Annotated in this window: 22 protein-coding genes; 20 read left to right on the top strand and 2 right to left on the bottom strand. The window is 71.7% G+C overall.

The window, feature by feature from the left end:
- Position 1 precedes the first annotated feature (1 nt).
- From ACFYPN_RS14120 to ACFYPN_RS14065, 12 genes are all read left to right on the top strand, one after another.
- The gene (locus ACFYPN_RS14120; RefSeq protein ID WP_389298312.1) at positions 2-1,288 is read left to right on the top strand and encodes a dihydroorotase; all 1,287 of its coding nucleotides are present in this window, start codon (positions 2-4) and stop codon (positions 1,286-1,288) included.
- Positions 1,285-1,875, top strand: a complete 591-nt coding sequence (locus ACFYPN_RS14115; protein WP_389298310.1) for a hypothetical protein — start codon at positions 1,285-1,287, stop codon at positions 1,873-1,875. The genes ACFYPN_RS14120 and ACFYPN_RS14115 overlap by 4 nt, the downstream gene beginning before the upstream one ends.
- Positions 1,872-3,014, top strand: coding sequence for a glutamine-hydrolyzing carbamoyl-phosphate synthase small subunit (gene carA / locus ACFYPN_RS14110; RefSeq protein ID WP_358764421.1), 1,143 nt, complete (start codon positions 1,872-1,874; stop codon positions 3,012-3,014). The genes ACFYPN_RS14115 and carA overlap by 4 nt, the downstream gene beginning before the upstream one ends.
- Entirely contained in the window at positions 3,007-6,315 is a 3,309-nt protein-coding gene (gene carB / locus ACFYPN_RS14105; protein ID WP_358764419.1) for a carbamoyl-phosphate synthase large subunit, read from the top strand. Before carA ends, carB begins: the two co-directional genes overlap by 8 nt.
- Positions 6,316-6,413: 98 nt before the next feature.
- Entirely contained in the window at positions 6,414-7,523 is a 1,110-nt protein-coding gene (locus tag ACFYPN_RS14100; protein ID WP_358764417.1) for a quinone-dependent dihydroorotate dehydrogenase, read from the top strand.
- A complete protein-coding gene (pyrF, locus tag ACFYPN_RS14095; RefSeq protein ID WP_389298307.1) occupies positions 7,520-8,356 on the top strand; it encodes an orotidine-5'-phosphate decarboxylase in 837 nt (278 codons plus the stop codon). Before ACFYPN_RS14100 ends, pyrF begins: the two co-directional genes overlap by 4 nt.
- A gap of 249 nt (positions 8,357-8,605) precedes the next feature.
- Entirely contained in the window at positions 8,606-8,929 is a 324-nt protein-coding gene (locus ACFYPN_RS14090; protein WP_266702292.1) for an integration host factor, read from the top strand.
- Between the two features lie 38 nt (positions 8,930-8,967).
- A complete protein-coding gene (gmk, locus tag ACFYPN_RS14085) occupies positions 8,968-9,585 on the top strand; it encodes a guanylate kinase (RefSeq protein ID WP_327174682.1) in 618 nt (205 codons plus the stop codon).
- Positions 9,586-9,708: 123 nt separating this feature from the next.
- Positions 9,709-9,981: a DNA-directed RNA polymerase subunit omega gene (gene rpoZ / locus ACFYPN_RS14080; RefSeq protein WP_003970369.1), complete on the top strand. Its 273-nt coding sequence runs from the start codon at positions 9,709-9,711 to the stop codon at positions 9,979-9,981.
- Positions 9,982-10,169: 188 nt separating this feature from the next.
- On the top strand, positions 10,170-11,375 hold the full coding sequence (gene coaBC / locus ACFYPN_RS14075; RefSeq protein ID WP_389298305.1) for a bifunctional phosphopantothenoylcysteine decarboxylase/phosphopantothenate--cysteine ligase CoaBC: 1,206 nt from the start codon (positions 10,170-10,172) through the stop codon (positions 11,373-11,375).
- Positions 11,376-11,615: 240 nt separating this feature from the next.
- Complete coding sequence (metK, locus tag ACFYPN_RS14070) at positions 11,616-12,836, top strand: methionine adenosyltransferase (protein WP_358764411.1); 1,221 nt, start codon at positions 11,616-11,618, stop codon at positions 12,834-12,836.
- Positions 12,837-12,968: 132 nt separating this feature from the next.
- Positions 12,969-15,113 carry a primosomal protein N' gene (locus ACFYPN_RS14065; RefSeq protein ID WP_389298303.1) on the top strand — a complete coding sequence of 715 codons (2,145 nt, stop codon included), beginning with the start codon at positions 12,969-12,971 and terminating at the stop codon, positions 15,111-15,113.
- A gap of 205 nt (positions 15,114-15,318) precedes the next feature.
- Here ACFYPN_RS14065 and ACFYPN_RS14060 read toward each other — a convergent pair whose 3' ends face one another.
- Positions 15,319-15,870, bottom strand: coding sequence for a hypothetical protein (locus tag ACFYPN_RS14060; RefSeq protein ID WP_389298301.1), 552 nt, complete (start codon positions 15,868-15,870; stop codon positions 15,319-15,321).
- A gap of 282 nt (positions 15,871-16,152) precedes the next feature.
- Between ACFYPN_RS14060 and fmt the strand changes: the two genes are divergently transcribed.
- The 4 genes from fmt to ACFYPN_RS14040 all read left to right on the top strand — a co-directional run bounded on the left by fmt (position 16,153) and on the right by ACFYPN_RS14040 (position 20,642).
- Complete coding sequence (fmt, locus tag ACFYPN_RS14055; RefSeq protein WP_389298299.1) at positions 16,153-17,085, top strand: methionyl-tRNA formyltransferase; 933 nt, start codon at positions 16,153-16,155, stop codon at positions 17,083-17,085.
- Positions 17,086-17,225: 140 nt separating this feature from the next.
- Positions 17,226-18,659 (top strand): RsmB/NOP family class I SAM-dependent RNA methyltransferase, encoded by a 1,434-nt coding sequence (locus ACFYPN_RS14050; protein WP_389298297.1) that lies wholly within the window; start codon positions 17,226-17,228, stop codon positions 18,657-18,659.
- Positions 18,660-18,830: 171 nt separating this feature from the next.
- Positions 18,831-19,514, top strand: coding sequence for a ribulose-phosphate 3-epimerase (gene rpe, locus ACFYPN_RS14045; RefSeq protein ID WP_358760952.1), 684 nt, complete (start codon positions 18,831-18,833; stop codon positions 19,512-19,514).
- A gap of 132 nt (positions 19,515-19,646) precedes the next feature.
- The gene (locus ACFYPN_RS14040) at positions 19,647-20,642 is read left to right on the top strand and encodes a sugar-binding domain-containing protein (RefSeq protein ID WP_358760959.1); all 996 of its coding nucleotides are present in this window, start codon (positions 19,647-19,649) and stop codon (positions 20,640-20,642) included.
- An 81-nt stretch (positions 20,643-20,723) separates the two neighbouring features.
- Here ACFYPN_RS14040 and ACFYPN_RS14035 read toward each other — a convergent pair whose 3' ends face one another.
- Positions 20,724-21,776 carry a terpene cyclase gene (locus ACFYPN_RS14035; protein WP_358760951.1) on the bottom strand — a complete coding sequence of 351 codons (1,053 nt, stop codon included), beginning with the start codon at positions 21,774-21,776 and terminating at the stop codon, positions 20,724-20,726.
- Positions 21,777-22,105: 329 nt separating this feature from the next.
- Between ACFYPN_RS14035 and ACFYPN_RS14030 the strand changes: the two genes are divergently transcribed.
- The 4 genes from ACFYPN_RS14030 (at position 22,106) to ACFYPN_RS14015 (ending at position 26,816) form a co-directional block, all read left to right on the top strand.
- Positions 22,106-23,572: a GuaB1 family IMP dehydrogenase-related protein gene (locus tag ACFYPN_RS14030; RefSeq protein WP_389298295.1), complete on the top strand. Its 1,467-nt coding sequence runs from the start codon at positions 22,106-22,108 to the stop codon at positions 23,570-23,572.
- Between the two features lie 188 nt (positions 23,573-23,760).
- Entirely contained in the window at positions 23,761-25,218 is a 1,458-nt protein-coding gene (locus ACFYPN_RS14025) for an aldehyde dehydrogenase family protein (protein ID WP_358760949.1), read from the top strand.
- A 131-nt stretch (positions 25,219-25,349) separates the two neighbouring features.
- Positions 25,350-25,808: an Lrp/AsnC family transcriptional regulator gene (locus ACFYPN_RS14020; protein WP_358760948.1), complete on the top strand. Its 459-nt coding sequence runs from the start codon at positions 25,350-25,352 to the stop codon at positions 25,806-25,808.
- 201 nt (positions 25,809-26,009) lie between these two features.
- Positions 26,010-26,816, top strand: coding sequence for a carbon-nitrogen hydrolase family protein (locus ACFYPN_RS14015; RefSeq protein ID WP_389298292.1), 807 nt, complete (start codon positions 26,010-26,012; stop codon positions 26,814-26,816).
- Positions 26,817-26,830: the final 14 nt, after the last annotated feature.

Here is a 26,830-nt window from a genome sequence, read left to right as displayed (position 1 = left end):
CATGAGCAAGATCCTTATCCGCGGGGCGAAGGTCCTCGGTGGCGAAGTCCAGGACGTCCTGATCGACGGCGAGACCATCGCCGAGACCGGTACCGGCATCGACGCGGCGGACGCCACCGTCGTCGAGGCGGCGGGCCAGATCCTGCTGCCCGGCCTGGTCGACCTCCACACCCACCTGCGCGAACCCGGCCGCGAGGACTCCGAGACCGTCCTGACCGGCACCAGGGCCGCGGCGGCCGGCGGCTTCACCGCCGTGCACGCCATGGCCAACACCTTCCCCGTCGCCGACACCGCCGGCGTCGTCGAGCAGGTCTGGCGGCTCGGCAGGGAATCCGGCTACTGCGACGTGCAGCCGATCGGTGCCGTCACCGTCGGCCTGGAGGGCAAGCAGCTCGCCGAGCTCGGCGCCATGCACGACTCGGCCGCCGGGGTGAAGGTCTTCTCCGACGACGGCAAGTGCGTCGACGACGCCGTGATCATGCGCCGCGCCCTGGAGTACGTGAAGGCCTTCGACGGGGTCGTCGCCCAGCACGCCCAGGAGCCGCGCCTCACCGAGGGCGCCCAGATGAACGAGGGCGCCGTCTCCTCCGAGCTCGGCCTCGGCGGCTGGCCCGCCGTCGCCGAGGAGTCGATCATCGCCCGCGACGTACTCCTCGCCGCCCACGTCGACTCCCGGGTGCACATCTGCCACCTCTCGACCGCCGGCTCGGTCGAGATCGTCCGCTGGGCCAAGTCCAAGGGCTGGAACGTCACCGCCGAGGTCACCCCGCACCACCTGCTCCTCACCGACGAGCTGGTGCGCTCGTACAACCCCGTCTACAAGGTGAACCCGCCGCTGCGCACCGAGGCCGACGTCATGGCCCTGCGCGAGGCGCTCGCCGACGGCACGATCGACTGCGTCGCCACCGACCACGCCCCGCACCCGCACGAGGACAAGGACTGCGAGTGGGCCGCCGCGGCGATGGGCATGGTGGGCCTGGAGACAGCGCTCTCCGTGGTCCAGCAGACGATGGTCGAGACCGGTCTGCTCGACTGGGCGGGCGTCGCCGACCGCATGTCCTTCCGCCCCGCGGCCATCGGCCGCCTCGACGGACACGGCCGGCCCGTCTCGGCCGGTGAGCCCGCCAACCTCGTGCTCGTCGATCCGGCATACCGTGGTGTCGTGGACCCCGCGGGCTTCGCGTCCCGCAGCCGCAACACCCCCTACGAGGGCCGCGAGCTGCCGGGACGGGTCACCCACACCTTCCTGCGGGGCCGTGCCACGGTCGTCGACGGGAAGCTCACGTGACAAAACTGATCCCCCTGTACCAGCTGGCCGCCGAGCAGAAGTCGGCCGACGTGACCGACTGGTCCGCCCGGATCAGCTGGGTCGTCGGAATACTGGTCTTCGTCGTCTTCGTCTACTGGCTGATGCGCCAGGGATGGAAATGGCGCGGCAGCCTCCAGTCCGGCCTGCCGGAGCTCCCCGCCACCCCCGCGGGATTCGCAAACTCGCCCCCGCTGCTGGAGCTCACGGGCCGCTACCACGGGTCCACCACCGCAGGGCAGTGGCTCGACCGGATCGTCGCGCACGGTCTCGGTACCCGCAGCCGGGTCGAGCTCACCCTCACGGAGCAGGGCCTCGACGTCGTACGCCCCGGAGCGAACGGGTTCTTCGTACCGGCCGAGGCGCTGCGCGAGGCCCGGCACGAACGGGCGATCGCGGGCAAGGTCCTCCCCGAGGGCGGCCTGCTGGTCATCACCTGGGCCCACGGCGACAAGCTGATCGACTCCGGGTTCCGCTCCGACCGGGCGGCCGAGCACCAGACCTGGATCGACACGGTCACCTCATTCACCAGCACTCTCACCAGCACTACGGAAGGCACCGCACGATGACGATCTCCACCCGGGGAGCCGTACACGCTCCCGCCGTACTCGTCCTGGAGGACGGCCGCATCTTCCGCGGCCGCGCCTACGGGGCCGTGGGGGAGACCTTCGGCGAGGCCGTTTTCTCCACCGGCATGACCGGCTACCAGGAGACGCTGACCGACCCCTCGTACGACCGCCAGATCGTCGTCGCCACCGCGCCGCAGATCGGCAACACCGGCTGGAACGACGAGGACGACGAGTCCGCCCGCATCTGGGTCTCCGGCTACGTCGTGCGCGACCCCGCGCGCATCCCGTCCAACTGGCGCTCCCGCCGCTCCCTGGACGAGGAGCTGAGCAGGCAGGGCGTCGTCGGCATCTCCGGCATCGACACCCGCGCCCTCACCCGCCACCTGCGCGAGCGCGGCGCGATGCGCTCCGGCGTCTTCTCCGGCGAGGCACTCGCCCCCGACGCCGAGCTGCTCGCCCGCGTCCAGGCGCAGCCGCAGATGAAGGGCGCCAGCCTGTACGAGGAGGTCGCCACCAAGGAGGCCTACACCGTTCCCGCGGTCGGCGAGAAGAAGTTCACCGTCGCGGCGATCGACCTCGGCATCAAGGGCATGACCCCGCGCCGGATGGCCGAACGCGGCATCGAGGTCCACGTGCTCCCCGCCACCGCGACCGTCGAGGAGGTCTACGCCGTCGCCCCCGACGGTGTGTTCTTCTCCAACGGTCCCGGCGACCCCGCCACCGCCGACGGCCCGGTCGCACTGATGCGCGCCGTGCTGGAGCGCAGGACGCCGCTCTTCGGCATCTGCTTCGGCAACCAGATCCTCGGCCGCGCACTCGGCTTCGGCACCTACAAGCTGAAGTACGGCCACCGGGGCATCAACCAGCCCGTCCAGGACCGTACGACCGGCAAGGTCGAGGTCACCGCGCACAATCACGGCTTCGCCGTCGACGCGCCCCTGGACAAGGTCTCGGACACCGAGTTCGGCCGCGCCGAGGTCTCCCACGTCTGCCTGAACGACCAGGTCGTCGAGGGGCTCCACCTCCTCGACCAGCCTGCCTTCAGCGTCCAGTACCACCCCGAGGCAGCCGCCGGCCCGCACGACGCCGCGTACCTCTTCGACCGTTTCGTCACCCTGATGGAGGGCCAGCGTGCCTAAGCGCTCCGATATCCAGTCCGTCCTGGTCATCGGCTCCGGCCCGATCGTCATCGGTCAGGCCGCCGAGTTCGACTACTCCGGCACCCAGGCGTGCCGCGTGCTCAAGGCCGAGGGCCTGCGCGTCATCCTGGTCAACTCCAACCCGGCCACGATCATGACCGACCCGGAGATCGCCGACGCCACCTACGTCGAGCCGATCACCCCCGAGTTCGTCGAGAAGATCATCGCCAAGGAGCGCCCCGACGCCCTCCTGCCGACGCTGGGCGGCCAGACCGCGCTCAACACCGCCATCTCCATGCACGACAACGGCGTGCTGGAGAAGTACGGCGTCGAGCTGATCGGCGCCAACGTCGAGGCGATCAACAAGGGCGAGGACCGCGACCTCTTCAAGGGCGTCGTGGAAGCCGTCCGCGAGAAGATCGGCCACGGCGAGTCCGCCCGTTCGGTCATCTGCCACTCGATGGACGACGTCATCCAGGGCGTCGAGACCCTCGGCGGCTACCCCGTGGTCGTCCGCCCCTCCTTCACCATGGGCGGTGCCGGCTCCGGCTTCGCCCACGACGAGGAGGAGCTGCGCCGCATCGCCGGACAGGGCCTCACGCTCTCGCCGACCACCGAGGTGCTCCTGGAGGAGTCCATCCTCGGCTGGAAGGAGTACGAGCTGGAGCTGATGCGCGACAAGAACGACAACGTCGTGGTCGTCTGCTCCATCGAGAACTTCGACCCGATGGGCGTCCACACCGGCGATTCGATCACCGTCGCCCCGTCGATGACGCTCACCGACCGCGAGTACCAGCGCCTTCGCGACCTCGGTATCGCGATCATCCGCGAGGTCGGCGTCGACACCGGCGGCTGCAACATCCAGTTCGCCATCGACCCCACCGACGGCCGGATCATCGTCATCGAGATGAACCCGCGCGTCTCCCGTTCCTCGGCGCTCGCCTCCAAGGCCACCGGCTTCCCGATCGCCAAGATCGCCGCCAAGCTGGCCGTCGGCTACACGCTGGACGAGATCCCCAACGACATCACCGAGAAGACCCCGGCCTCCTTCGAGCCCTCGCTCGACTACGTCGTGGTCAAGGCCCCTCGCTTCGCCTTCGAGAAGTTCCCCTCCGCCGACTCCACCCTCACCACCACCATGAAGTCGGTGGGCGAGGCCATGGCGATCGGCCGCAACTTCAGCGAGGCACTGCAGAAGGCGCTCCGCTCACTGGAGAAGAAGGGCTCGCAGTTCTCCTTCACCGGGGAGCCCGGCGACAAGGACGCCCTGCTCGCCGAGGCGGTCCGCCCCACGGACGGCCGCATCAACACCGTCATGCAGGCGATCCGGGCCGGTGCCACCCCCGAGGAGGTCTTCGACGCGACGAAGATCGACCCGTGGTTCGTCGACCAGCTCTTCCTGATCAAGGAGATCGCCGACGCGCTGGCCTCCGCCGAGCGCCTCGACGCCGACGTGATCGCCGAGGCCAAGCGCCACGGCTTCTCCGACGCGCAGATCGCAGAGATCCGGGGCCTCGGCGAGGACGTGGTCCGCGAGGTCCGCCACGCGCTGGGCATCCGCCCGGTCTACAAGACGGTCGACACCTGCGCCGCCGAGTTCGCCGCGAAGACGCCGTACTTCTACTCCTCGTACGACGAGGAGAGCGAGGTCGCGCCCCGCACCAAGCCCGCGGTGATCATCCTCGGCTCGGGCCCGAACCGCATCGGCCAGGGCATCGAGTTCGACTACTCCTGCGTCCATGCCTCCTTCGCGCTGAGCGACGCCGGCTACGAGACCGTGATGGTCAACTGCAATCCGGAGACCGTCTCCACCGACTACGACACCTCCGACCGGCTCTACTTCGAGCCGCTCACCCTGGAGGACGTCCTGGAGATCGTCCACGCGGAGACGCTGGCCGGTCCCGTCGCGGGCGTCATCGTCCAGCTCGGCGGCCAGACACCGCTGGGTCTGTCGCAGGCGCTCAAGGACAACGGCGTGCCCATCGTCGGCACGTCCCCCGAGGCGATCCACGCCGCCGAGGACCGCGGCGCCTTCGGCCGGGTGCTCGCCGAGGCCGGTCTGCCCGCGCCCAAGCACGGCACCGCCACCACCTTCGACGAGGCCAAGGCGATCGCCGACGAGATCGGCTACCCGGTCCTGGTGCGCCCGTCGTACGTCCTCGGCGGACGCGGCATGGAGATCGTCTACGACGAGACCCGCCTCTCCTCGTACATCGCCGAGTCCACCGAGATCAGCCCCACCCGGCCGGTCCTGGTCGACCGCTTCCTCGACGACGCGATCGAGATCGACGTCGACGCGCTCTACGACGGCACCGAGCTCTACCTCGGCGGCGTCATGGAGCACATCGAGGAGGCCGGTATCCACTCCGGCGACTCCGCCTGCGCGCTGCCCCCGATCACCCTCGGCGGCCACGACATCAAGCGCCTGCGGGTCTCCACCGAGGGCATCGCCAAGGGCGTCGGCGTCCGCGGGCTGATCAACATCCAGTTCGCGCTCTCCGGGGACATCCTGTACGTCCTGGAGGCCAACCCCCGTGCCTCCCGGACCGTCCCCTTCACCTCGAAGGCGACCGCCGTCCCGCTCGCCAAGGCCGCCGCCCGCATCTCGCTGGGCGCGACCATCGCCGAGCTGCGCGCCGAGGGCCTCCTGCCGGCCCACGGCGACGGCGGTACCCTGCCGCTCGACGCGCCGATCTCCGTCAAGGAAGCCGTGATGCCGTGGTCGCGCTTCCGCGACATCCACGGCCGCGGTGTGGACACCGTCCTCGGCCCGGAGATGCGTTCGACGGGCGAGGTCATGGGCATCGACTCGGCCTTCGGGACGGCTTACGCCAAGTCCCAGGCCGGCGCCTACGGCCCGCTGCCCGTCAAGGGCCGCGCGTTCATCTCGGTGGCCAACCGCGACAAGCGCTCGATGATCTTCCCGGCCCGGGAACTCGTCGCCCACGGCTTCGAGCTGATGGCGACCTCCGGCACCGCCGAGGTCCTCAAGCGCAACGGCATCAACGCCACCGTCGTGCGCAAGCAGTCCGAGGGCGAGGGCCCGGACGGCGAGAAGACCATCGTCCAGCTCATCCACGACGGCCAGGTCGACCTCATCGTCAACACGCCGTACGGCACCGGCGGCCGGCTCGACGGCTACGAGATCCGGACCGCCGCGGTGGCCCGCTCCGTGCCGTGCCTGACGACCGTCCAGGCGCTCGCCGCCGCGGTCCAGGGCATCGACGCGCTCAAGCACGGGGACGTCGGCGTGCGGTCCCTCCAGGAGCACGCCGAGCACCTGACGGCGATCCGCGACTAGGGCGGGGTACGGACCGGCTCCGGGACCGCGTCCCGGAGCCGGCCAGGCAAGGGGGACACCGGTGAAGCGGTGTCCCCCTCTTCGTGAGGACACCTTTGATGTACAAGTTCTTCTTCCAGCTGGTCTTCAAGCGGATGGACCCCGAGCAGGCCCACTACCTCGCCTTCCGGTGGATTCGTCTCGCCGCCCGTACCCCCGTCCTGCGGACCTTCGTCGCCGCCGCGCTCGCCCCCCGGTACGCGAGCCTGCGCACCGAGGCGCTCGGCTTGCGGATGCACGGCCCCTTCGGGCTCGCCGCCGGTTTCGACAAGAACGCGATCGCGATCGACGGCATGGCGATGCTCGGCTTCGACCACGTCGAGATCGGCACCGTCACCGGAGAGCCTCAGCCCGGCAACCCCAGGAAGCGGCTCTTCCGCCTCGTTGCCGACCGCGCCCTGATCAACCGCATGGGCTTCAACAACGAGGGTTCCGCCGCCGTCGCCGCCCGCCTCGCTGCCCGCACGCCCGTCTTCCGCACCACCGTCGGCGTCAACATCGGCAAGACCAAGGTGGTGGCGGAGGCCGAGGCCGCCGCCGACTACGTGAAGTCCACCGAGCGCCTCGCCGCGCACGCCGACTACCTCGTGGTCAACGTCTCCTCGCCCAACACCCCCGGTCTGCGCAACCTCCAGGCCACCGAGGCGCTCCGCCCACTGCTGACCGCCGTGCGCGAGGCCGCCGACCGCGCGGTGACCGACCGCCGCGTCCCGCTGCTGGTCAAGATCGCCCCCGACCTCGCGGACGAGGACGTCGACGCCGTCGCCGACCTCGCCGTGGAACTCGGCCTCGACGGCGTCATCGCCACCAACACCACCATCGCCCGCGACGGCCTCGGCCTGCGCTCGCCCGCCTCCCTCACCGGGGAGACCGGCGGACTCTCCGGCGCCCCGCTCAAGGCACGCTCCCTGGAGGTCCTGAGGCGGCTCTACGAGCGCGTGGGGGACCGGATCACCCTGGTGGGCGTCGGCGGCGTCGAGAACGCCGAGGACGCCTGGCAGCGCATCCTGGCCGGTGCCACGCTCGTCCAGGGCTACAGCGCCTTCATCTACGAGGGTCCGTTCTACGCCCGCGCGATCCACAAGGGGCTGGCCGCCCGGCTGGCCGCGTCCCCGTACGCCACCCTCGCCGAAGCCGTCGGCGCCGCCACCCGGAAGGCCTCACAGTGACCCTCGAACCCTTCGGCGCCCGGCTGCGCCACGCCATGGACAGCCGCGGACCGCTCTGCGTCGGCATCGATCCGCACGCCTCGCTCCTCGCGTCCTGGGGGCTGTCCGACGACATCGCGGGCCTGGAGCGCTTCACACGTACGGTGGTCGAGGCGCTCGCCGACCGGGTCGCCGTCCTCAAGCCGCAGTCCGCGTTCTTCGAGCGCTTCGGTTCGCGCGGCGTCGCCGTGCTGGAGACCGCCGTCGCCGAGGCGCGCTCGGCCGGCGCGCTCGTGCTGATGGACGCCAAGCGCGGCGACATCGGGTCCACCATGGGCGCCTACGCGGCCACCTACCTGGACAAGGACTCGCCGCTGTTCTCGGACGCGCTCACCGTCTCGCCCTACCTCGGCTTCGGATCGCTGCGCCCCGCGCTCGACGCCGCCGCCGTCTCCGGCGCGGGCGTCTTCGTGCTGGCGCTCACCTCCAACCCGGAGGGGGCCGAGGTGCAGCGCTCCACCGCTGCGGACGGCCGCTCGCTCGCCCAGCTGATGCTCGACCACATGGCCGCCGAGAACGCCGGGGCCGAACCGCTGGGCTCGGTCGGCGCGGTGGTCGGCGCGACCCTCGGGGACGCCGGCGTGGATCTGGCGATCAACGGTCCGCTGCTCGCTCCTGGGATCGGCGCCCAGGGCGCCACTCCGGCCGATCTGCCCGCCGTGTTCGGCTCTTCGGTGGGCAACGTGGTCCCGAGCGTGAGCCGGGGTGTTCTGCGTCACGGTCCGGACGTCACGGCGCTGCGCGGGGCCGCCGACCGCTTCGCCGACGAGGTCCGAACGGCCCTTCACGGATAGTTGAATGCGACACATAACAGCGCGTTGACGAATTCCTGAGCAAAATACCGGTCTTTATGCGGTAAATGTCCCAGTCGGCCAAGGCTGACCAGGACTTTTCGTTCGTTCTCGCTGACTCCGGAGCGGTTGGCCGCTAGTCTCCGTCGAGAGCCAACGAGCACAGGTTGTTGTTCGTGGCTCGCCAGGTGTGGGGCACAAGGTTCCTCACCGGTCCGTATCCGACAGATCGACATCCGAGGTGACGTAGGCGTGGCTCTTCCGCCCCTTACCCCTGAACAGCGCGCTGCCGCGCTCGAAAAGGCCGCCGCGGCTCGCCGGGAGCGGGCCGAGGTAAAGAATCGACTCAAGCACTCCGGCGCCTCGCTCCACGAGGTCATCAAGCAGGGTCGGGAGAACGACGTCATCGGAAAGATGAAGGTCTCCGCACTCCTTGAGTCCCTGCCGGGCGTGGGCAAGGTCCGTGCCAAGCAGATCATGGAGCGGCTCGGGATCTCCGAGAGCCGCAGAGTCCGGGGTCTCGGCTCCAATCAGATCGCATCCTTGGAGCGAGAGTTCGGCGGCTCGGCCGCCTGACGTTCTCAGGCACCTCTGAGAACCTGGATAATCGCTGCATGGCTGCAACATCCCGGGGGACGTCCCCCGTACCCCCGGACGTACGTCCGCGGCTGACCGTGCTCTCCGGCCCCTCCGGGGTCGGCAAGAGCACGGTCGTCGCGCATATGCGCAAGGTCCACCCCGAAGTCTGGCTCTCGGTGTCGGCGACGACCCGCAAGCCGCGACCCGGCGAGAGCAACGGCGTCCACTACTTCTTCGTGGACGACCAGGAGTTCGACAAGCTGATCGCCAACGGCGAGCTGCTCGAATGGGCGGAGTTCGCGGGCAACCGCTACGGCACCCCCCGCCGGGCCGTTCTCGACCGGCTGGAGAACGGGGAGCCGGTGCTGCTGGAGATCGACCTCCAGGGTGCCCGGCTGGTCCGCGAGTCGATGTCCGACGCGCGGCTCGTCTTCCTGGCCCCGCCGAGCTGGGACGAGCTGGTCCGCCGGCTCACCGGCCGGGGCACCGAACCGCCCGAGGTGATCGAGCGCAGGCTCGCCGCCGCCCGGGTCGAACTGGCCGCCGAGGCCGAGTTCGACACCACCCTCGTCAACACCTCCGTCGAGGACGTGGCGCGCGAGCTGCTAGCCTTGATGCTTCAGGCTTCCGACCACCGTGCCACGAGCGACTGACGAACCGACGCGAATGGCCTCACGGCCGACGCGGAGTGTCAGCCGCACCGCACGGATCACCATCGGTCGGCAGCCGCAGCATCAAAGATCTCTTTGATCTACACCCCCTTCGGAAGGCAGAGAGTGTCCTCTTCCATCACCACGCCCGAGGGCATCATCAACCCGCCGATTGATGAGCTCCTTGAGGCCACCGACTCGAAGTACAGCCTCGTGATCTACGCCGCCAAGCGCGCGCGCCAGATCAACGCGTACTACTCGCAGCTCGGTGAAGGCCTCCTCGAGTACGTCGGTCCGCTCGTCGACACCCACGTCCACGAGAAGCCGCTGTCGATCGCGCTCCGCGAGATCAACGCCGGCCTGCTGACCTCCGAGGCCATCGAGGGCCCCGCGCAGTAAGCAGCCACACCTCCCGCGCAGACGGGAGAAACGCACCTTCACCCCGGGCCCGGCGGAAACATCCGCCGGGCCCGGGGTGTGTCCGGGGCAGGCGCCCGCCCCGGACGGACCCACCCCGGCCCGCCGGACGGCGGGCGGCGGTGCTGGGGCAGCATGGAAGGACACCGAGCCGAGTGCGGGGAGACGCAGTGCAGAAACCGAAGGTCGTTCTGGGGGTCAGCGGTGGCATCGCCGCGTACAAGGCGTGCGAGCTGCTGCGCCGGCTCACCGAGTCCGGGCACGACGTACGCGTGGTGCCCACCGAGGCATCGCTGCACTTCGTCGGCGCCGCCACCTGGTCCGCGCTCTCCGGGCACCCGGTCTCCACCGAGGTCTGGGACGACGTCCACGAGGTCCCCCACGTACGCACCGGGCAGGGGGCCGACCTCGTCGTGGTCGCCCCGGCCACCGCCGACATGCTCGCCAAGGCCGCCCACGGGCTCGCCGACGACCTGCTCACCAATACCCTGCTCACGGCGCGCTGTCCGGTCGTGTTCGCGCCCGCGATGCACACCGAGATGTGGGAGCACCCCGCCACCCGGGAGAACGTCGCCACCCTGCGCCGCCGGGGTGCCGTGGTCGTCGAGCCCGCGGTCGGCCGGCTCACCGGCGTCGACACCGGCAAGGGACGTCTCCCCGACCCCGCCGAGATCTTCGAGATCTGCCGCCGGGTGCTGTCGCGGGGCGTCGCGGCACCCGATCTCGCCGGCCGCCACGTGGTGGTCAGCGCCGGAGGCACCCGCGAGCCGCTCGACCCGGTCCGCTACCTGGGCAACCGTTCCTCCGGCAAGCAGGGGTACGCCCTCGCGCGCACGGCCGTCGCCCGGGGGGCCAGGGTCACCCTGATCGAGGCGAACACCGGGCTGCCGGACCCGGCGGGCGCCGACGTGCTCCACGTGGGGACCGCGGTCCAGCTGCGGGAGGCCGTGCTGAAGGCGGCGGCCGACGCGGACGTGGTGGTGATGGCCGCCGCCGTCGCCGACTTCCGGCCGGCCGTGTACGCCACCGGGAAGATCAAGAAGCGCGACGACCGGGTGGATCCGGTCATCGAACTCGTACGTAATCCGGACATCCTCGCCGAGCTCTCCGCCGAACGGGCCGCGCCCGGTCAGGTGGTCGTGGGGTTCGCCGCGGAGACCGACGACGTGCTCGCCCATGGCCGCGAGAAGCTCCGCCGCAAGGGGTGTGACCTCCTCGTCGTGAACGAGGTGGGGGAGCGCAGGACCTTCGGTTCGGAGGAGAACGAAGCGGTGGTGCTGGCCGCGGACGGCGGCGAGACGGCCGTGCCGCACGGGCCCAAGGAGGGCCTCGCCGACGCCGTGTGGGACCTGGTAGCCGCCCGCTTCCCGGAGTAGATTCACCCCCACCCGCACCCGCGGATGCGGGTGGGGAGAAAATGGGTCTCCACCGTGCTTCCGCGGGAGGGTCCGCCGCCCGGAAAAGTCGGTGCCGCACGTCACAGCGCTCCCAAGGGGCGAGACGTGTGGCCCAACCGTCGGAAGCGACCGATAAACTGCTCGCGGAACGTGCCGGGCGCAGCTCCCGACCGTTCCACCCATGATCAGCCAGCAGCCGCTGCAACCCCAGGGAGCGATGTGTCCCGCCGCCTCTTCACCTCGGAGTCCGTCACCGAGGGTCACCCCGACAAGATCGCTGACCAGATCAGCGACACGATTCTCGACGCGCTCCTGCGCGAGGACCCCACCTCGCGCGTCGCCGTCGAGACCTTGATCACCACTGGTCTGGTGCATGTCGCGGGTGAGGTCACGACCAAGGCCTACGCCGACATCCCCAACCTCGTGCGCAACAAGATCCTGGAGATCGGCTACGACTCCTCCAAGAAGGGCTTCGACGGTGCCTCCTGCGGCGTCTCGGTGTCCATCGGAGCGCAGTCGCCGGACATCGCCCAGGGCGTCGACACCGCGTACGAGAAGCGGGTGCTCGGTGCGGCGGCCGTCGAGGACGACGAACTCGACAAGCAGGGCGCGGGCGACCAGGGGCTGATGTTCGGCTACGCCTGCGACGAGACCCCCGAGCTGATGCCGCTCCCGATCTACCTGGCGCACCGGCTCTCCCGCCGTCTCTCCGACGTCCGCAAGAACGGCACCATCCCCTACCTGCGCCCCGACGGCAAGACGCAGGTCACCATCGAGTACGACGGTGACAAGGCCGTCCGGCTCGACACGGTCGTGGTCTCCTCGCAGCACGCCTCGGACATCGACCTCGACTCGCTGCTCGCCCCCGACATCCGCGAGTTCGTCGTCGAGCACGTGCTGGCGCAGCTCATCGAGGACGGCATCAAGCTCGACACGGAGGGCTACCGCCTCCTGGTGAACCCGACCGGCCGCTTCGAGATCGGCGGCCCGATGGGCGACGCCGGCCTCACCGGTCGCAAGATCATCATCGACACCTACGGCGGCATGGCCCGCCACGGCGGCGGTGCCTTCTCGGGCAAGGACCCGTCGAAGGTGGACCGTTCGGCCGCGTACGCCATGCGCTGGGTGGCCAAGAACGTCGTCGCGGCCGGCCTCGCCGCCCGCTGCGAGGTACAGGTCGCCTACGCGATCGGCAAGGCCGAGCCGGTCGGTCTGTTCGTCGAGACCTTCGGCACCGCCGCGGTCGACATCGACAAGATCGAGCACGCCATCGGCGAGGTCTTCGACCTCCGTCCGGCCGCGATCATCCGCGACCTGGACCTGCTGCGCCCGATCTATGCCCAGACGGCGGCGTACGGCCACTTCGGCCGCGAGCTCCCCGACTTCACCTGGGAGCGCACCGACCGGATCGACGCGCTGCGCGCGGCCGCCGGTCTCTGATCACCGCCGGTCCGTCATGGCGGACCCGCACGGTCATGAAACGGCCGGGGTCCGGACACCAGCACGGTGTCCGGACCCCGGCCGTCCGTCGTCCCCCGGGCGCTGTCGGTCCCCTCTGGTAGGAATGTGGCTGTGAGCAGCGAGGACGAGCGGGCGGACGAGCCCGGGGACGGCATGCCGGAGCAGCTTGCGCTCATCCGGGAGACCGTGCGCCGGGCGAAGGTGCCGCGCGCCAAGCCGCGTACCTGGCGCGGAGCGCCGCTCGCCGCCGAGCTGCCCGTCGCCCGCGTCCTGGTGAACAAGGGCGTCCTCCATCTCGACCAGTACTTCGACTACGCCGTGCCCGAGGAACTCGACGCCCAGGCACAGCCCGGCGTCCGCGTCCGGGTCCGCTTCGGGGCCGGCGGACGCCAGGTCAGGGGCGGCCGGCGCGAGGGCGGCGGGCTGATCGACGGATTCCTGGTCGAGCGGCGGGCCGAGTCCGACTACCAGGGCACGCTGGCCGCGCTCGCCTACGTCGTCTCGCCGGAGCCGGTCCTCGGGCCGGAGCTGCTGGGGCTGGCACGAGCGGTCGCCGACCGGTACGCCGGCAGCCTCGCCGACGTGCTCCAGCTGGCGGTGCCGCCGCGCAACGGCCGCGCCGAGGGCAAACCCTCGCCCCTCCCGCTGCCGCCGCCCCCGCCCCCCGCGCCCGGCAGCTGGGAGCGGTACGCCCAGGGACCCGGCTTCCTGCGCGCGCTCGCCGAGGGCGGCGCACCCCGGGCGGTGTGGACCGCCCTGCCCGGACCGCAGTGGGCGCACGAGATCGCCCGCGCCGTCGCGGCCGCCCTCGCCTCGGGTCGCGGCGCCCTCGTCGTCGTCCCGGACGGCAGGACGGCCGGACGGGTCGACGCGGCCCTGACCGCTCTGCTCGGCCCCGGCCTGCACGCCCTGCTCACCGCGGAATCCGGCCCGGAGAAGCGGTACCGCGAATGGCTCGCCGTCCGGCGCGGCTCGGTGCGGGCGGTGGTCGGGACCCGGGCGGCGATGTTCGCGCCCGTCGTGTCCCTCGGGCTCGTCGTGATCTGGGACGACGGGGACTCCAGCCACAGCGACGACAACGCCCCCTTCCCCCATGTCCGGGAGGTGCTGGAACTCCGGGCCTCCCACGGGCGGTGCGGGTTCCTCCTCGGCGCCACCGGCTGCACGGTGGAGGCCGCGCAGCTGGTCGAGACCGGCTGGGCCCTGCCCCTGACCGCCCCCCGCGACCACGTACGGCGTGTCGCCCCCCTGATCCGCACGATCGGCGACGAACAGCTCGCCCGGGACAGCGCCGCGCGCACCGCCCGGCTGCCGAGCCTGGCCTGGCAGACGGCGCGCGACGGGCTGCGCGAAGGCCCGGTACTGGTGCAGGTCCCGCGCCGGGGGTACGCCCCCCGGCTCGCCTGCGAGCGCTGCCGGACCCCGGCCCGCTGCCGGCACTGCGCCGGACCGCTCCAGGCCCAGGACCAGCGGGAACTCGACTGCGCCTGGTGCGGGCGGCCCGAGCACGCGTGGCACTGCGCCGCATGCGGGGCCCATCGGCTGCGCGCGCAGATCGTCGGGGCCCGGCGGACGGCGGACGAGCTCGGCCGCGCCTTCCCCAAGGTGCCGGTCCGCACCTCGGGACGCGATCACATCCTGGACGAGGTGCCGGACGAACCGGCCCTCGTGGTGAGCACACCCGGCGCCGAGCCCGTCGCCGAGGGCGGCTACGCGGCGGCCCTGCTGCTCGACGGCTGGGCCATGCTCGGCCGGCCCGACCTCCGGGCGGGCGAGGAGGCGCTGCGCCGCTGGATCGCCGCCGCCTCGTTGGTCCGGGGCCAGGAGGAGGGCGGCGCCGTGGTCGTCGTGGCCGAACCGACACTCGGCCCCGTCCAGGCCCTGGTGCGGTGGGACCCGGCCGGGTTCGCCCGCCGGGAGCTGGCCGAGCGGGCCGAACTCGGCTTCCCGCCCGTCTCCCGGATGGCCTCGGTGACCGGCTCGCCCGGGGCGCTCACCGCCTTCCTGGAGAGCGCGAGCCTGCCGCCGGAGGCCGAGATCCTCGGGCCGGTACCAGTGCCCTCCGCCGGACCGGGGCGAGGGCGCCGGGCCGGGGACGCGCCGCAGGGCGAGACCTGGGAGAGGCTGCTGATCCGGGTGGTCCCCGGGCGTGGTGCCGCGCTCGCCGCCGCGCTGAAGACGGCTCAGGCCGCGCGGACGGCCAGGGGCGGTGCGGAGCCCGTACGCATCAGGATCGATCCGCCCGACATCGGCTGAGGCCGGGCGGTTCCGGGCGTTCCCGGGGCGGACCGCGAGGGTGTGTACGGGCCGGTGCGCGTGGCGGTGCGTCCGGCCCGGGGGAACGCGTGTGCGGGTCGGTCGATGGTCTGTCGGCTGAGGGCGCGCCGGTCGCTGGTGCGTCGGCCGGTGGGTGCGCCGGCCGGGGGAGTGCCCGCCGACTGGCGTGCCGGCCGGTGGTGCGTCAGCCGTTGCGCGGGCCGGGGAAGACGCCCGGCCGCATCTCCGCGCGCAGCGGTGCGCCCGGGGCGGGCTGCGGAGGCATCGACCGGGCCGCGGGCACGGTCGGCATCGGCGTTCCCGCGCCGTGCGGGGGCCCGGGTTCGGCGGTGGGCGGTGCGGAGCGCCCGGCCGTGGCCTCGGCGGCCTCCCCGGCGGGCTGCGGAGTCGTACGACGCGCGCCGTAACGGCGGTGCACCGCCTGCTTGGTGACGCCCAGGGCCGAGCCCACCGCGTCCCAGGAGAAGCCCAGCGAGCGGTCGAAGTCGACCGCCGCGGTGACGAGCGTCTCGACGCTGTCCCGCAGCTCCTGGGCCAGACGGACCGTGGGGGCGGGGGCCCGTCCGTAGACCACGAAGCCCGCGGAGGGGCCCGAGCGGCGCGGACGGTAGACGTTGCCCAGCTGCGCGGTGAGGGTGCGCAGCGCGTCAACCTGCCGCCTGACCCGCTCGATGTCCCGTACCAGGAGATGCAGACTGGCCCGCGCTTGGGCGTCGTGCGTTGCGTGGTCGGCCATGGATGAAGCCTCTCGAACCGGCGTTGAAAGGGATCGGGCCGCCGCACTGCGGCGACTCGCTTCGGTCAATCTCCTTTGACCAACGCCCGAGCCGCCCTTGGGGTCACGCTCTCCGGCCGTTTCCACATGTGCGCCGGGCGTACGCCGCGTGTGCGCCCCCGGTGGAGATCCGCTCGGCCGGGTGACCGGCGCTGCCGCCGCCACGCGGAGGATCCGGGAGCGGGGGGTCATAGACTGGTGCGCTGCTCGTCACCGCACGCCCCGAGAGGCAGTCAGCCAGCCATGAAGCTCGTCTTCGCAGGCACCCCCGAGGTCGCAGTCCACGCCCTGGACGCCCTGATCGCCTCCGGGCGCCACGAGGTGGCCGCCGTCGTCACGCGGCCCGACGCACCGGCGGGCCGGGGGCGGCGGCTGGTCGCCAGCCCGGTCGCCGAGCGCGCCGAGGAGGCCGGGATCGAGGTCCTCAAGCCGGTCCGGCCGCGCGACGAGGACTTCCTGGCGCGGCTCCGGGAGATCGCCCCGGACTGCTGCCCGGTCGTCGCCTACGGGGCACTGCTGCCGAAGGCGGCCCTGGAGATCCCCGCCCGGGGCTGGGTCAACCTGCACTTCTCGCTGCTCCCCGCCTGGCGCGGCGCCGCCCCCGTGCAGCACTCCGTGATGGCGGGGGACGAGGTCACCGGGGCGTCCACCTTCCTGATCGAGGAGGGGCTCGACTCCGGCCCCGTCTACGGGGTGCTGACCGAGGAGGTCCGCCCCACCGACACCAGCGGGGATCTGCTGACCCGGCTCGCCTTCGCCGGGTCGGGGCTGCTCGTCGCGACGATGGACGGCATCGAGGACGGCACCCTGCACGCAGTGCCCCAGCCGGCCGAAGGGGTCACCCTGGCCCCGAAGATCACCGTCGAGGACGCCCAGGTCCAGTGGTCGGCGCCCGCGCTGCGGGTCGACCGGATCGTGCGCGGTTGCACTCCCGCACCCGGCGCTTGGACGCTCTTCCGCGGCGAGCGCCTCAAGATCGTCCAGGCCACCCCCGTGCTCGACCGCCGCGACCTCGCCCCGGGCGAGATCTCCGCCGCCAAGAAGAACGTGTACGTGGGCACCGGCTCGCACGCCGTGGAGCTGCTCTGGGTGCAGCCCCAGGGCAAGAAGCCCATGCAGGCCGCCGACTGGGCGCGCGGGGTCCGCATCGCCCCCGGTGAGCTGCTCGGGGATTAGGGCCTGTACAGGCCCCAGGTGGTGTCCGCCGGATCATGGCCTTGATCCGGCGGACACCACCTGGCTCGTTCCCTCACCCGGCCGGTGGCGACGTAGGCTGGTCGGGTTCGTCCTCTCACCATCAGCGGAGCACCTTTCACGTGAACGACCAGCCGCGTCGCCGTCCCGCCCAGCCCCACCGCCGCCCCAAGAAGGACCCGGTGCGGTTCCTGGCGTTCGAGGCCCTGCGGGCGGTGGACGAGCGCGACGCCTACGCCAACCTCGTCCTGCCCCCGCTGCTGAAGAAGGCCCGTGGAAAGGGCGACTTCGACAGCCGCGACGCGGCGCTGGCGACGGAGCTGGTCTACGGGACGCTGCGCCGGCAGGGCACGTACGACGCGATCCTCGCGGCTTGCATCGACCGGCCGTTGCGCGAGGTCGACCCGCCGGTGCTCGACGTGCTCAACATGGGCGTGCACCAGCTGCTCGGCACCCGCATCCCCACCCACGCCGCCGTCTCCGCCAGCGTCGAGCTGGCGCGCGTGGTGCTGGGGGAGGGGCGGGCCAAGTTCGTCAACGCGGTGCTGCGCAAGGTCACCGCGAAGGACCTGAACGCCTGGCTCGACCAGGTCGCGCCGCCCTTCGACGAGGACGCCGAGGCCCACCTGGCCGTGGTCCACTCGCACCCGCGCTGGGTGGTCTCCGCCCTGTGGGACTCCCTCGGCGGCGGCCGGGCCGGGATCGAGGACCTCCTCGAAGCCGACAACGAACGCCCCGAGGTCACTCTGGTCGCCCGCCCCGGCCGGTCCACCACCGCCGAGCTCGTGGAAGCCCTGGGCGAGGACCAGTCGCTCCCGGGCCGCTGGTCGCCCTACGCCGTACGCATGGCCGAGGGCGGCGAGCCCGGCGCGCTGGCCGCCGTACGGGACGGCCGGGCCGGTGTGCAGGACGAGGGCAGCCAGCTCGTGGCCGCCGCCCTCGCCAACGCACCGCTGGAGGGCGACGACACCCGCTGGCTCGACGGCTGCGCCGGTCCCGGCGGCAAGGCCGCGCTGCTGGCCGCGCTCGCCGCCGGGCGGGGCGCCGCCCTGCTCGCCGCCGAGAAGCAGCCGCACCGTGCGCGGCTCGTGGAGCGGACACTGGCCGGCAACCCGGGTCCGTACCAGGTGATCACCGCCGACGGCACCCGCCCGCCGTGGCTGCCCGGCACCTTCGACCGCATCCTGATGGACGTGCCGTGCTCGGGCCTGGGCGCCCTGCGCCGCCGCCCCGAGGCACGCTGGCGCCGCCGGCCCGAGGACCTGGAGAGCTTCGCCCCGCTCCAGCGCGGACTGCTGCGCGAGGCGCTCAAGGCGGTACGGGTCGGCGGAGTCGTCGGCTACGCGACCTGCTCGCCCCACCTCGCCGAAACCCGGACCGTGGTGGAGGACGTCCTGAAGGGGCGAGGCGGCGACCCGGTCGAGGCCGAGTGGGTGGACGCCCGCCCCCTGATGCCCGGTGTCCCCGCGCTGGGCGACGGCCCCGACGTCCAGCTCTGGCCCCATCTGCACGGCACCGACGCGATGTACCTCGCGGTGCTGCGGCGTACCGGCTGACCGGCCGGACGCGCCCCGGGCGACGGGGCGCGCCCCGAGCGCGATCCGGGCGGTGCCCCTTCCGGCATACGGGAGCGCGAACGGCGTGCGTTGCCCGAACCGTGACCACCCCGTGAGGCTTTGGGGCTCCCCGTGGCGGGGAAGCGGTCCGGAGCATGGCAGGCTTGGGGCATGGCCCAGATCAACCCCAGCATTCTCTCCGCCGACTTCGCCCGTCTCGCCGATGAGGCGAAGGCGGTGCAGGGCGCCGACTGGCTCCACGTCGACGTGATGGACAACCACTTCGTGCCCAACCTGACCCTCGGTCTGCCCATCGTGGAGTCGCTGAGCCGGGCCACCGACACCCCGCTCGACTGCCACCTCATGATCGAGGACCCGGACCGCTGGGCGCCGGGTTACGTCGAGGCGGGGGCCGGCTCCGTCACCTTCCACGTGGAAGCGGCGGCGGCCCCGGTCCGGCTCGCGCGGGAGATCCGGGCCAAGGGCGCACGCGCGTCGATGGCGCTCAAGCCGGCCACGCCCATCGAGCCGTACGAGGACCTGCTCCCCGAGCTCGACATGTTGCTGATCATGACCGTGGAGCCGGGCTTCGGCGGGCAGGCGTTCCTCGACATCATGCTGCCGAAGATCCGTCGCACCCGGGACCTGATCTCCAAGCACGGTCTCGACCTGTGGCTGCAGATCGACGGCGGGGTCTCCGCGGAGACCATCGAGCGTTGTGCCGAGGCGGGCGCCGACGTGTTCGTCGCGGGTTCGGCGGTGTACGGGGCGTCCGACCCGGCCGAGGCGGTGCGCGCGCTGCGGGCGAAGGCGGAGACGGCGACGGCCTCCGCCCCCTGGGCATGCGGCCACTGAGCCAAGGGCAGATGAACGCGGCCCGACGAGGCCGATCCAGGTCGCCGGATCTGACAGGATGAACGGCGTAGCGGGCTTGTGAACAGCAGTGAGGAGATCGCGGTGTCTGGCATCTCGGCGGGTCGGTCAGCCATGCGGATGGGCCCCGCGGAGCTCGTGCAGGCGGCGGCCATGGCTCGACGGTTCTATCTGGAGGGCAAGTCCAAGATCCAGATCGCCGAGGAGTTCGGCGTCAGCCGCTTCAAGGTGGCCCGGGTCCTGGAGACGGCTCTCGAACGTGATCTCGTGCGCATCGAGATCCGGGTGCCGGCCGAGCTGGACGCGGAGCGCTCCGACGCGCTGCGGTCCCGGTACGGGCTGCGCCACGCGGTCGTCGTGGAGTCGCCGGCGGAGGAGCAGGACGACGCCCCCGACCCGGAGAACCTGGGTGAGGTCGCGGCCGATCTGCTCGGCGAACTGGTGACCGAGGGCGATGTCCTCGGACTGGCCTGGGGCCGGTCCACGATCCACATGGCGGCGGCACTCGACCAGCTGCCGCCGTGCACGGTGGTCCAGCTGACGGGCGTGTACGACGCGGGAACGGCCGAGCGCGGATCGGTGGAAGCGGTCCGCAGGGCCGCCCAGGTCTCCGGTGGCGAGGCGCACCCCATCTACGCCCCGATGCTGCTGCCGGACCCGGCCACCGCCGCCGCGCTCCGCAACCAGACGGGGATCGCGCGCGCCTTCGACTACTTCGACAAGGTCACCGTCGCGGCCGTCTCCATCGGCTCCTGGGAGCCGGGCATCTCCACCGTCCACGACATGCTCTCGGACGAGGAACGCGCCCACTACGCCTCCCTCGGCGTCGCGGCGGAGATGTCCGCCCACCTCTTCGACGCCGACGGGCGCCGGGTCGGCCGGGATCTCGGCGAGCGCTGCATCACCGTGGAGGCCGACCGGCTGCGCCGCATCCCGGAGGTCGTCGCCATCGCGGGCGGCCAGCGCAAGGCGGCGGCGATCGGAGCCGTGCTCCGCTCCGGCCTGGTGACCAGCCTCGTGACGGACACGGCCGCCGCCGACTACCTGCTGACCGAGTCCGCCGCCGGAATCCGGCCCGCCCTGGAACGGGCCGACCCCGACGGCCAGTGACGGACTCCCGTACGCGGGAAGAGGCCGGCAACCCCGTCACGGGGTAGCCGGCCTCTTCGCCGTGCCGGGACGGAGATCCGCTCAGCCCCGCGTGTGGCCCGCGTGGCCCGCGTGGTCGGCCGCGATGCCGAGCACCGTCTCCTCCAGGTACTGCCCGGGCTCCTCGTACTGGCTGACGTCGGCGGGGTTGTACCGGGGCGTCTGCATGGACCAGTCGAGGTTGCCGCGCATCCAGCTGCGCATGCCGTCCAGATAGGGCACCAGCATGCCGGTGAGCGTGGGGTACAGCTCCAGGAGTTCGTCCTCCGCGGTCAGGAATCGCTCCGTCTCCGTGGCGATCCGCTCCGCGACCAGGTCCAGCGCCTCCTGCTCGCCGAGCCCGCGGTGGTGGCGGACCAGGTGGACGAGGTTGTGGATCTCGCCGAGCACCTGCTCCTTCTCGTAGGAGTAGATGTCGTTGGCCCAGCACACGACGTTGCACGAGGCTTCGAGTGCGGTGATGAACCGGGGGTCGTTGTGGATCGATTCCGGCGCCTCGATCCCGGCGACGATCTCTATGAGGTCCATGCAGACCTGTATCGCCCCGGTGTGACGCCGCTTGGCGATGTACGTCTCCTCGGACGGGACGACGTGGTCCGCGCGGTTCCCGGCCTCCCAGGTCGTGGCCGTGTTGAGGTACGCCAGCAGGTGGTAGGCGAAGCGGCTGCGCCAGTGCGGGGCCCGCTGCGGAGTCGTGCGTTCCCACAGATCCGCCAGGGCCACGACGGCTCGGGGCAGCTCCTCGCCCGCCTCCGGAGCCGGGGCGGTGCCGTCCACCACGGCACGCATCCGGGCGACCACGTCCCGCACCCGTTCGGGGTCGCGGCCCAGATGGCCGTCGTCGAGCTGGTCGTCGACGAGGAACAGCCAGACGAACCAGTCGGCCACCAGATCCAGCTGGGCGGGGTCCGCCGTGGGGTGGACCATGCCGACGAACGCCGCGAAGTCGGCCTGTTCGAACCGCTCGCGCGCGGACTCGCGGTGGACCAGCCCGGTACTGCGCGTCCAGCTGTCGAGGTGCTCTCGGGTGTGCCCGACATGCGGATTCGTGCGCTGGGGGAACGGGCAGTAAATGTCCGGCAGTTCACTTTCCACGGGCGGATCCGGGTCCTCTCCGGTCATTCGCGTGACGGGCGGCCAGAACGTTCCATCTGCGTCCCGGGCACCCCCAAGACCTGCGGATGGTGAAACTACCTGACTGCTTGTCACCTGGTCCAGCCTGGAGGATCACCGGGTATTCGAATCGTGTTCGATTGTCTGGGGGTGGTGTGTGCGCGCCGTCGGATCGGGGTAGGTTCCGCCGGTCGGGATGTGACCCGGCCGGCGGCCGCCCTGCGCTCTCGTAGGAATCTACGAGCGTTGGTGGCCATCGCTGTGCCTTTTCCGGGGCGACCTGCGGCGATTCCCGTGGAACGATGGGTGTCATGCGTTTTCTCGAACCTGGCACCGGCCGCTACTCAGACACCCCCTCCGTCCCGTACGACCTCACGTACGACGACGTCTTCATGGTCCCGGGGCGTTCGGCGGTCGGATCGCGCCAAGGAGTGGATCTCTCCGCACCCGACGGCACCGGGACGACCATCCCGCTGGTGGTGGCCAACATGACCGCCATCGCCGGCCGGCGGATGGCCGAGACAGTCGCCCGTCGCGGCGGCCTCGTCGTCATCCCGCAGGACATCCCGATCGAGGTCGTCACCGAGGTCATCTCCTGGGTCAAGACGCGCCACCTCGTTCTCGACACCCCGATCGTGCTGGCCCCCGGCCAGACCGTCGCGGACGCCCTCTCGCTGCTGCCCAAGCGCGCCCACGGCGCCGGTGTCGTGGTGGACGAGGACGGCAAGCCGGTCGGCGTCGTCACCGACCACGACCTGACCGGTGTGGACCGCTTCACGCAGCTCTCCGAGGTCATGTCCAGGGACCTGGTCGTACTGGACGCGGACATCGACCCCCGCGAGGCCTTCAACCGCCTCGACAACGCCAACCGCAAGCTCGCCCCCGCCGTCGACGCGGAGGGGCGCCTCGTCGGCATCCTCACCCGCAAGGCCGCGCTGCGCGCCACCCTCTACACGCCCGCCACGGACGCCCGCGGCCGGCTGCGTGTCGCCGCCGCCGTGGGGATCAACGGAGACGTCGCGGGCAAGGCCAAGCAGCTCCTGGACGCAGGGGTGGACACGCTCGTCGTGGACACCGCCCACGGCCACCAGGAATCCATGATCAGCGCGGTCCGCGCGGTGCGCGCCCTCGACCCGCGCGTCCCGATCGTCGCGGGCAACATCGTCGCGGCCGAGGGTGTGCGCGACCTCATCGAGGCGGGCGCCGACATCATCAAGGTCGGCGTCGGCCCGGGCGCCATGTGCACCACGCGGATGATGACCGGTGTGGGCCGGCCGCAGTTCTCCGCGGTCCTGGAGTGCGCCGCCGAGGCGAAGAAGTACGGCAAGCACGTCTGGGCGGACGGCGGTGTCCGCCACCCGCGCGACGTGGCCATGGCCCTCGCGGCCGGCGCGTCCAACGTGATGATCGGCTCCTGGTTCGCCGGTACGTACGAGTCGCCCGGAGACCTCCAGCAGTCGGCCGACGGCCGGTACTACAAGGAGTCGTTCGGCATGGCCTCGGCCCGCGCGGTGAAGAACCGTACGTCCGACGAGTCGGCCTACGACCGGGCCCGCAAGGCGCTCTTCGAGGAGGGCATCTCCACCTCGCGGATGTTCCTGGACCCCTCGCGCCCCGGCGTCGAGGACCTGATCGACTCGATCATCGCGGGCGTCCGCTCGTCCTGCACCTACGCCGGCGCCGCTTCCCTGGAGGAGTTCGCCGAGAAGGCCGTCGTGGGCGTGCAGAGCGCCGCCGGATACGCGGAGGGCAAGCCCCTCCACGCCAGCTGGAACTGACCCGGCCGGTCCGTCGGGCATCCCGGCAACTCCTGTGCCCCCCGCGGTGATCGACCGCGGGGGGCACGGTCGTACGCCCGTTGTCCGGCCAAGGCCCCTGTCTGGCCGGTCTGTTGCTTCAACTCGTCTACGACGTAAGTAATATGAGCCCCGTTCAGTCACCCGCCCACTCTGCGGTAAGGGATCTCATGTCCTTCTTCACTGACCTGGCCCACCAGTACATCGACGGTGAGTGGCGGCCCGGCAAGGGCTCCTGGGACATCATCGACTTCAACCCGTTCGACGGGGAGAAGCTCGCTTCCATCCCGGTCGCCACGGCCGAAGAAGTGGACCAGGCCTACCGGGCGGCCGAGCGCGCCCAGCGGACGTGGGCCGAGACCAACGCGTACACCCGGCGCGGGGTGCTGGAGAAGGCGCTCCGGATCGTCGAGGAGCGCGAGCCGGAGATCGGTGACGCGATCGTGGCCGAGCTGGGCGGCACCCGCCTCAAGGCGGCCTTCGAGCTGCACCTCGCCAAGGAGTTCCTCCGCGAGGCCGTCCAGATCGCGCTCCGCCCCACCGGCCAGCTGCTGCCCTCGCCGGTCGAGGGCAAGGAGAACCGCGTCTACCGCGAGCCGGTCGGCGTGGTGGGCGTCATCAGCCCGTTCAACTTCCCCTTCCTGCTCTCCCTGAAGTCGGTCGCCCCGGCGCTCGCGCTCGGCAACGCGGTCGTCCTCAAGCCGCACCAGAACACCCCGATCGTCGGCGGCACGCTCATCGCCAAGATCTTCGAGGACGCCGGTCTGCCCGCCGGTCTGCTGAACGTCGTCGTCACCGACATCGCCGAGATCGGCGACGCCCTCCTGGAACACCCGGTCCCGCAGGTCATCTCCTTCACCGGCTCCGACAAGGTCGGCCGGCACGTGGCCACCGTCGGTGCCGCCCACCTCAAGCGGGTCGTCCTGGAGCTCGGCGGCAACAGCGCGCTCATCGTCCTCGACGACGCCGACGTGGAGTACGCCGTCGACGCCGCGGTCTTCAGCCGCTTCGTCCACCAGGGCCAGGTCTGCATGGCTGCCAACCGCATCCTGGTCGACCGGTCCGTCGAAGCCGAGTTCACCGCGAAGTTCGTCGCCAAGGTCGCCTCCCTGACCGTCGGCGACCCGGCCGACCCGGCCACCCAGATCGGCCCGCTGATCAACTCCACGCAGGCCGAGGCCGTCACCAAGCTGGTCGAGCAGACCGTCGCGGGCGGCGCCACCGCGCTGCTGCGGGGCACCACGGACGGCAACCTGGTCAGCCCGTCCGTGCTCACCGGTCTCTCCCCCGACTCGCCGGTGCTCCAGCAGGAGATCTTCGGGCCGGTCGCGCTGATCGTGCCCTTCGACGGCGAGGACGAGGCCGTCCGGATCGCCAACGACACCCCGTACGGCCTCAGCGGCGCCGTGCACACCGGGGACATCGAGCGCGGCGTCCGCGTCGGGCAGCGCATCCACACCGGCATGATCCACATCAACGACGGCACCGTGAACGACGAGCCCATCGTCCCGTTCGGTGGCGTGAAGAACTCGGGCCTCGGCCGCCTCAACGGCGAGGCGACGATCGACTCCTTCACCACCCAGAAGTGGATCTCGATCCAGCGGGGCCGCACGCAGTTCCCCTTCTGACCCCTCCGGAGTACCGCACCGGATCCCTCCGCCACGCGGTGGGCGCCCCGGCGAGGGGCGCACATGGTCTACTGCGGGGGCGGCACCGCCGCCCCCGCACCAGCCCCTCGCAGAGAAGTGAACCGCCCGACGTGCGCCTGAACGACCTCGACGAACGCATCGTCCACGCCCTCGCCGAAGACGCCCGACGCTCCTACGCCGACATCGGCGCCCTCGTCGGCCTGTCCGCGCCCGCCGTGAAACGCCGCGTCGACCGGCTCCGCGACCAAGGGGCGATCACGGCGTTCACCGTGCGTGTCGATCCCTCCGCGCTGGGGTGGGAGACCGAGGGCTTCATCGAGATCTACTGCAGCCGCAACACCTCTCCCGAGGCGATCAGGAGCGGCCTCTCCCGCTACCCCGAGATCGCCGCCGCCTCCACCGTCACCGGTGAGGCGGACGCCGTCGTGCAGGTCTTCGCGGCCGACATGCGCCATTTCGAGCAGGTGCTCGAACGCATCGCGAGCGAGCCCTACGTGGAGCGGACGAAGTCCGTCCTGGTGCTCTCCCCGCTGGTGCGCCGGTACGTGTCCGGCGCACCGGCCGACTGACTGACGTCCCGCCATCCGCCCTCCGGGCCGAGACCTGAGTCACCCTCCTGACCTGCGGGAACCCCCCACGCAACGAATCGCCGTCCGAGGGCTGTCCCACGCAACGGATCGACGGTCGGTGCGCAACGCTCGTGCCTTGTCGGGGGTGTGCGCGAAACGTACCTTCGGATACGTCCCCCGCCGCCCCGCCCGAGGTCAGCCATGCCGTCGTTGCGCACCGCCCTGTTCCAGAGCTCCGGCACACCCGGAGACGTGGCCGCGAATCTCGATGCACTCGACGCCGCGGCCGCGCGCGCCGCCGCCTCCGGGGCCAACCTGCTGGTGACAGCCGAGATGTACCTCACCGGCTACGCGATCGGCGACGCCGTGCCCCGCCTCGCCGAACCCGCCGACGGCCCCGGCGCGCGGGCCGTCGCCGCCCTCGCCGCCCGGCACCGGATCGCCGTCCTGTACGGCTATCCGGAGCGCGCCGGTGAGCTGATCCACAACGCCACCCGCCTCGTCGGCCCCGACGGCGCCGACCTCGCCCACTACCGCAAGACCCACCTCTTCGGCGACTTCGAGCACACCTGGTTCACCCCCGGCGAGCAGTCCGTCGTCCAGGCCGAAGTGGACGGCGTCCGTGTCGGCCTGCTGATCTGCTACGACGTGGAGTTCCCGGAGAACGTCCGGGCGCACGCCCTCGCCGGCACCGACCTGCTGGTCGTGCCCACGGCGCAGATGCACCCCTTCCACTTCGTCGCGGAGTCCGTCGTACCGGTCCGCGCCTTCGAAAGCCAGATGTACATCGCCTACGTCAACAGGACCGGCCGGGAAGGCGAGTTCGAGTTCGTCGGCCTGAGCTGCCTGGCCGGACCCGACGGCGCGGTGCGCGCCCGGGCCGGACGCGGCGAGGAACTCGTCACCGGGGACGTGGACCCCGCCCTCCTCGCCGCCTCGCGCGCCGCCAACCCCTACCTCGCCGACCGGCGCCCGGAGCTGTACGGCCCGCTCGCCCGCCCCGCGTGAGCACCTGCCGCTTC

Source organism: Streptomyces sp. NPDC005576 (assembly GCF_042871745.1).
Lineage (GTDB): Bacteria > Actinomycetota > Actinomycetes > Streptomycetales > Streptomycetaceae > Streptomyces.
Note: the sequence above shows the minus strand (reverse complement) of the source record. Positions and strands in the feature narration are given on the sequence as shown.